Source organism: Lamprobacter sp. (genome assembly GCF_034860625.1).
GTDB lineage: Bacteria > Pseudomonadota > Gammaproteobacteria > Chromatiales > Chromatiaceae > Lamprobacter.
Genome location: NZ_JAYESN010000179.1, coordinates 1 through 6,899 on the forward strand (window position 1 = coordinate 1; position 6,899 = coordinate 6,899).

Sequence of the window (6,899 nt, forward strand, 5' to 3'; positions counted from 1 at the left end):
CGGTGGCTCGGAGCGCGCGTTGCCCTGTCACGTCAACCTGCGTGCAATTCTTCACGGATCACACGTCTGATCCGTTCCTCAAGCCGATGTTCTCGCATGGTATCGCGCAGCGCGCCGTTGATTAACGTGGGATAGTCTTCCGTGCTTGCTCGTTCTTCGAGCCACGCGAGAACATCCGCATCAAGCGGGATGGTGACCTCTGTCTTTGGCGTTGTGACGGGTTTGAGGCCAACGCGGTGAATCGCGCGTTGCCAATCCGCCTCGGTTAACGGTGGCGCTTCATCGAGGTCAGCGTTTACCGCGGAGTGATCTGAAATAGGCTTGTTGCTCATGTTTTTCGGCCTTCCGCATCGAAATGATGTGAATCTCATCGGCTGTCTCGGTATGCACCATCACGACGACATCGATACCGAGTAGACCCACTGTGATGAACCTTTGTTCGTCGTAGGCGTATCTCTGATCCTCGAAGCTGAAGGTGTGGCCCGAAAACACCTGCTCCGCGCTCGCGAAGTCGAAGCCATGCTTCGCCAGATTGGTGCGCCGTTTTTGTTCTTGCCATGTGAAACGCATGATCGAAAACGCTCAAGCGCCTGGATTCCAATCCAGAGGTTGGTGGTTGTCGATGTGCTGAAAGTATCCCCAGGCACGGTGGTAGTCCTGCTCGCGATCAGGCCGCACGAACGGGGCTTGATAGCGGATCGTCCGCTCGACCGGGCCGCCGGGCAAGGTGTCGTCCGGGAAGGTCTTGGTGACGGTGGCGCCGGCAGGCAGCGCGCGGATGTCCTCCCAGCCCAGCGCGATGCCCTGCTCGCGACGGTCTGGCGCCTCCACACCGTAGCGGATGCCAGCGTTGAGATCGGCCCTGCGCGCGGTGCGCGGCAGGCCGACGCCGACCAGCCCCTTGCTCGGGGTGAAGACGATGCGCCCGCGCTGGTCGTACCAGGTATCGGCCTCGTACTGGCGCATCACCGGGAATTGGACGCGGTAGAGGGTCAGCAGTTCGTCCAGGGTCAGGCCGAGCGCCTGGGCGACCAGCACATCGATCTCAAGCAGCGCCTGACGGCGGGCGTAGTCGGTGCGAAGCGCGCAGTGGCGTTGCCAGTGGGGGGTGAGGTGGGTGAAGAAATCGGGGGCGAGCAGGGAGCTTTCGGTGGACCAGCGTTGGTGACAGAAACTTGGACTATAAGATGACCGCCAGAGGTCAGCGTAGCCTGTCGTGAGGCAATTCAAACCCAGAACCCTAGAACGAGCAGGAGCTAAAAGCTGACGAAACTCGACCAACGGCAAGAGTGACGCAATATCGTTTCTGAAATGCCCCTTGCCAGTGCTCTTAACAAAAAAATCAAAAATGATCGAGGCATGGGTAGTTGCGGCATCAAGCAGGACTTCTTGATTTTGGGGTAGGACTGTAAAGCCAAGATCAATGTGAGCAACATCTTTTTGGATGATGCAACTCTGCAATGTGCGTTCAGAAGAGGCTCCGATCATGGTTCTTGACGTAAGCCGATAGTATTCAGTCACACGCCGGCACTCGCTTTCTCCCAGTTCCACCCAAGGCACCCTCGGCGTCCGCTCCGCATACTCCGCCGGCGAGCAGTCGGGCACATAGTTGGTGCGCGGCAGATAGTCGTCGGGCAGCGCGGTCAGGTCGAGGCAATCGTAATGACTGTTGGCGGTGCAGACCGCGCGCGGGGTCTTGTAGAACGAGGCGCCGACGAAGAAGTGCGGGCCGGAGAGCACCCATTGACCGGCATCCTCGGGGAAGCAGGTTTCGCGGCGGATGGTGCCGTCGCGCTGCGCGTAGGTCTCATCGAACATCACCGTCGAGAAATACTCGCCCTTGAGATCCCCCAAGCGGCGGGGCTGAGCGGCGAACTTCTCCAGCACCGAGATCAACGGCCGGGCATGCAGCGCGGGCAGGCGCGCTTGCAGCGGCGGCGTGCCGGCCTCGTCGTAAAGCTGGGCGAAGAGCGCCAGCTCATGCTCGCCGACCGGGATCAGCCGATCCCGATGACCTTGGGTATTCCAATGCGAGCGCCCGCCCTCGCTCTCTTGCTTGATGCCGGGCACAGGGCCGCTGCCGTCGTGGGCGAAACAGACATCGACTGTACTGGGGGTAAACAGGTTATTGATGGTGATAAAGCCGACCGACTCGCTGGCTTGGTTTTTGTAGACGTGGGTGCCAAACCGCATTCTTCCATGATCATTAGTGCCAACAAAGAGTCCAAACTCGTTTTGATATTGGCAATGGAGCTTGAGACGCGGATAGATCGCCTCACGAAATGCGCCACCCTTGGGGTCGTCATAGACGCCTTCGGGGTGAACGAAAGCTGATACGCCCTCGGCGTTTCCAATCATCCAAGCCTGCGGCAAAAAGCACTTATACAGATTGGTCTGCACGCCCTTGAGCAACGGATAGTTCTGCCGCGCATTCAAGAACGCCTGCATCCCGGCCTGCTCGCAAAACTCATCCAGCCAGGCGGCCTGCATCCCCGGCCAGTCCGCAAACAGCTCAGCGCGCCGGCGCGCCAACTCGGAGGCGCTCATCTTGCGGATGGCAATCCGCGGATCGGCCTCGCCAAGGATGCCCTTCTCCTCCCACTCAACCTTGATCCAAGGCGGATTCCCAATGATCAGATCAAACCCAAAGGCGCCCTCCCCACTCACTCCTCGCTCCTCTCCCCTCACTCCTCCCTCTTCCCCACTCACGCCTCGCTCCTCTCCACTCACTCCTTCCCCCCCGTGCCAGCCAAACAGATCGGCAAAGCTCAGCTCCCAATGGAAGAACCGATAGCGCGCGGCCAGCGCCTCGACCTGCTGGACGCGCGGGAAGTGCTCGCGCAGCCGGGCGATGCGCAGCTCACCGTAGCGGTCGTGCAGGCTCTTGGCCTCGGTCGGCGCGCTCAGCGACAACTGCCCGGGCTGGTCGTCGAAAAGGCTGCTCTGTGGCTCCGGCGCCAGCGGTTGGCGCTGGGCCGGCGTCGGTTGCGCGGATAGGTCCATCTCGACCTGCTCGTCGATGTCCATCAGGTTGCCGTCGAGGATGGCGCCGACCTCGGTGATCCATTGGGTGCGACTGGGCAGGCCGCCGACCTGGTCCAAGGGCCAGAACCAGAGCGCGCACCAGTAGTCCATCACCAGCTTGAGGCGCCGATAGGGGGTGGCGAGCGCGGCGTCTTCATTGAGCATGCCGGCCTTGCGGGTGGCCTCCTTGCTCGCACGGCTGGTGATCTGGCCTGGGTCGGCATCGGGGCCGGTGTGCGGCCAGACCGGGAGCTGGTCCTCGGTGCGCGCGCGGTCGGCGGCGAGCTGCTGGGCGTGCTCCCGCCAGAGGGCGTCGATCTTGGCGCTGAGCTGCTGGAGGCGGCGGATCTCGACCTCGGAGAAGCGCCCGAGTAGGCCCTTCTGCCAGGCCTTGACCTGCTTCAGCTCGGTCTCGTAGTAGGTCTTGACCGCCTTGTTGGCGTAGTCGCAGAAGCCGGCATCGGGGAGCAGGAAGTGGTAGATCTCATCCTCGCGGCGCGGCGCGCTGGGGGTGACCCGGCGCGGGCTGGCATGGAGCCAGCAATCCGGATTGGGCACCGACTTGCCGTCGCCGGCGCGGCGCTTGTGCGGCGCCTGCAGTTGGCTGACGCGAAACACCTGCGGCCGCGCGCCGACCAGCGAGTTGCCGGTGAAGAGCTGGTAGCCGAACCAGGGCACCCGCGCCGGCAGCGGGCGGCCGCGCTGGTCGGTTTCGCCGTAGATGGCGTTGAGCCAGAGGCTGACCTCGGCCAGCTCGGTGGCGATGGGGTTGAGGTCGACACCGAAGACGTTGCCATCGGCCAGGCGCATGCGCACCTTCTGCAGCTCCTGGGCGTATTGGTCGTGCGGGATGCGCCGCTTCAGCTCGATCTGCTTGCGCTCGAGATAGGCCTCGGCCAGTTGATTCACGACCTCGTTCAGGAACGCGGCGCTGCCCATCGCCAGCTCGAGCACGCGCAGCTTGAGGATGTCGTCGGCGCGCTTGCCGGCGAGCAGTTCCTTGAGCGCGTACTTGACCAGGCACTGGGTCAGGGTTTGCGGGGTGTAGAAGCTGGCGCTCTTCTGCCGGTCGCGCCCGGCGAGGCGGTAGATGAAGCTGCCCTTGGGGTAGACGCGCAGCTCGCGGCGGCCCTCGGCGTTGCGGAAGGTGACCTTCTCGCTGTTGTGGTAGTCGCCGATGCGCGCCTGGGTGACGAACCAGCCGTTGGCGAGCGGGTCGCTGCTGCCGCCGTAGCTGTCGCTGCTGGCGTCTGTGTCCGCATCGCTGTCCGCATCGGCATCGGTGTCGGCATCGGCGTCGGCATCCCTATCCGTGCGGCGGCGATGGGTGCTGGCGCCGTCGTGCTGGTTGTCGGCGCGATCGCTGTCGGGGGTGTCGTGATCGGGTGTGTCGTGATCGGGTGTGTCGTGATCGCCGCTGTCGTTGTCATCGAAGCCGTCTTCGCCGGTCCTGTCGGCGCTAGCGCTGGCGGCATTGCTGGCGGCGCCGCCATCCGCGGGCATCACCTCGTAAAGATCTGCGCTGGCGAAGAAGCCGCGATAGGAGAGCAGCGACTCGTAGACCGAGCCGAGCTGGTTGATCGAGAGCGCCTGGTAGCTGACGCGGCGGGTGCGACGGCTGCGTGGGTCTTTGGCAAACGAGAGCCCGCGCAGCACCTGCTGCCAGACGTGGTTGGGAAAGCGCACTCGGTTCAGCAGCGGCGTGCCGGCGGGGTCGAACAGGCGGCTGTCGAGTGGCGCCAGCTCGAAGGCGTTGACCGTCGCCGAGCCGACCATGAGCTGTTGGTCGCGCGCGGTGCCGTTGGCGACCAGCGCGAAGAGCTTGCGCAGGGTCTGATCGAAATAGGTGCCGTTCTGCGCGGCGGTGCTGTGCAGGTCGGTCAGGGTCAGGTCGCGCAGGTGCTCGAGGCTGTAGCCGCGGGCGTAGACATCGCTGCTGTTGATCGGCACATAGCCCAGCTCCGGGCGCGCCTCGATGTAGAACAGGAAGATCAGCCGGTAGACCAGGCGCACGCATTCGGTGCTGAGCTGGCCTTCGTCGAGACGCTTGAGGGTGCCGCTATAGCTGTAGCCATGGTCCTGGATCAGTTGGCGGGCGGCCTCGTTGCCGAGCTGCTCGATGGCCTCGCGCAGGGCGTATTTGAGATCGGCGCTAACACCGGCGTCGTGCTTGTGGGACTCGGCATCGAGGCTGTCGAGCAAGCCCTCGCCGGAGCGCGGACAGAGGGCCTCGCGATGCAGCAGGGCGACGCAGGCGTTCAGGGTCGCCGGCTGGCGCTGGCCAAGGATCTCGCTCAGGTCGAAGCGCAGCAGGCGATTGCTCGGCCATTTGAAGCGGTCGATCAGCACCCACTCCAGCTCACCGATCAGCAGCACGAAGCGCGGCGGATGATCGGCGGCGAACAGCGCATCGGAGAGGATCTCGGCGAGCGGACGCGGGGCCTGCTTCTGCTTGCCGCGATAGGGCGCCGGCAGCTCCTGGATGCGGAAGTGTTGGGCGCTGAGGGTGACGTCGAGCGGATCGACGGCAGGATCGTCTCGGTGCGGCTTTTGTTCGGGATTGAAGGCGGGGATGATGACCAGCTCGGGCAGGCCGATGGCGGGCTGGCCAGGCTGCGGGCCAAGGTTCGGGCCGGAGTGCAAGCCGGAGTGCAAGCCGGATTGCGAGCCGGTGTTATGGCTTGCACCCTGAGTGGCCACGGACCAGAGCGGCAACGGTTGCCCGGCGCTCCATTCCTGCTCCTGCGGTTCGAGGCGATAACCCAGCGCCTCCAGCAGGGGTCGATGCAGCTCGCGATGCCAGTTCAGGCGGGCGTCGAAGTCTTCATCGGCCGGATCAGCGGCATGCCGACGGAAGAAGGCGCGCGCCAGGCTCCCCAGGCGCTTCGCCGGCGGCTCCGGGGGTTGTTGATCGGGTTGGCCGCCAGCGGTCTCGGTCTCGGTCTCGGCCGCCGCCGCGGCTTGCTGCTGCAGCCAGTCCTTGATCCGCGCCTGGAAGCCGTGGGCGAAGAAGTGATGGCTGTAGAACTCGTTCTCGTTGCCGATGCCGGGGAAGACGTCGAAGTGTTCCATTGTGGCCATTGCTGTCTCAGCTCCTATTGCCTGTCCGATCGCCGGGGTGGGCGCGCTCAAAGATCCAGACCAGCGTCAGGCTCGTTGCGTCCGGTGACGGCGGCAAGCACCTGCACGAAGGGTACGGGCTCGACTTCGAGGCTGTCCTTGACCCATTGGCCGTACTCGGCGAAGACGTTATCAATGTCCTTCAGGCGTTGCGCCCGGCGAGCGGCGCGGACGGTCTCAATGACATTGGCCAGGCGCAGCTCCAAGTGTTGCTCCTGGGCACCGCGCAGCTCGTTGAGCTCGGCCAGCTTGTGCTTGACCTCGGCCGCGCGTGAGGCGCTGAAGGTCTTGACCTGATCCTCGACGAACAGCTGCATGGTGGCCACGGCATCGCCCAGCGCGCGTTGCAGCTTGGCGAGATCCAGCGCGGGCTTGGCGTTCGGCAGCTGCCGCTCGGCAAGGCCGGCGCGCTGACAGAAATCGTCAAAGTCTTCGATGGCATGATCCGCGTTGCCACGGCGCAGGATGGCCTTCCATTCGGCGATCAGCGGCTGGCCCTTGCGGTTGGGGATGAGCCCGAGCATGAGGAAGGCGCATTCGTCGGCGGCCAGGTGCGGGCTGACGATGACAGGGGCGCGGCGGCGCCCGACCCCGCCGATGACGCGGTCGATCAGCCACTGGCTGATCGGGTGCTGCGGCCAGAGGTACTGGATGTCCGGCCAGGCGGCGCCCTGTCGATCCTCTTCGCGGGCACGCTGGATGGATTCCTCGACGAGGCCCGCATGCGCCGAGAGGACGTACTCGTTGGTCTCGCG

At 64.5% G+C, this 6,899-nt stretch carries 3 protein-coding genes and 1 pseudogene; all 4 read right to left on the reverse strand.

Going from position 1 to position 6,899, the window contains the following annotated elements; all coding sequences use genetic code 11:
* Positions 1-32: 32 nt before the first annotated feature.
* A complete protein-coding gene (locus VBE63_RS23160; RefSeq protein WP_323685379.1) occupies positions 33-332 on the reverse strand; it encodes a BrnA antitoxin family protein in 300 nt (99 codons plus the stop codon).
* Positions 289-570: a BrnT family toxin gene (locus tag VBE63_RS23165; protein WP_323685380.1), complete on the reverse strand. Its 282-nt coding sequence runs from the start codon at positions 568-570 to the stop codon at positions 289-291. The genes VBE63_RS23160 and VBE63_RS23165 overlap by 44 nt, the downstream gene beginning before the upstream one ends.
* Positions 571-582: 12 nt before the next feature.
* Positions 583-6,105, reverse strand: a complete 5,523-nt coding sequence (locus VBE63_RS23170; protein WP_323685381.1) for a hypothetical protein — start codon at positions 6,103-6,105, stop codon at positions 583-585.
* A gap of 47 nt (positions 6,106-6,152) precedes the next feature.
* A pseudogene (locus tag VBE63_RS23175) lies at positions 6,153-6,899 on the reverse strand (hypothetical protein); the annotation flags it as partial.

Excerpts from the sequence above, each read along its gene's own strand:
- VBE63_RS23160 (WP_323685379.1), bottom strand. The coding sequence starts at position 332 with ATGAGCAACAAGCCTATTTCAGATCACTCCGCGGTAAACGCTGACCTC.
- VBE63_RS23165 (WP_323685380.1), bottom strand. The coding sequence starts at position 570 with ATGCGTTTCACATGGCAAGAACAAAAACGGCGCACCAATCTGGCGAAG.
- VBE63_RS23170 (WP_323685381.1), bottom strand. The coding sequence starts at position 6,105 with ATGGCCACAATGGAACACTTCGACGTCTTCCCCGGCATCGGCAACGAG.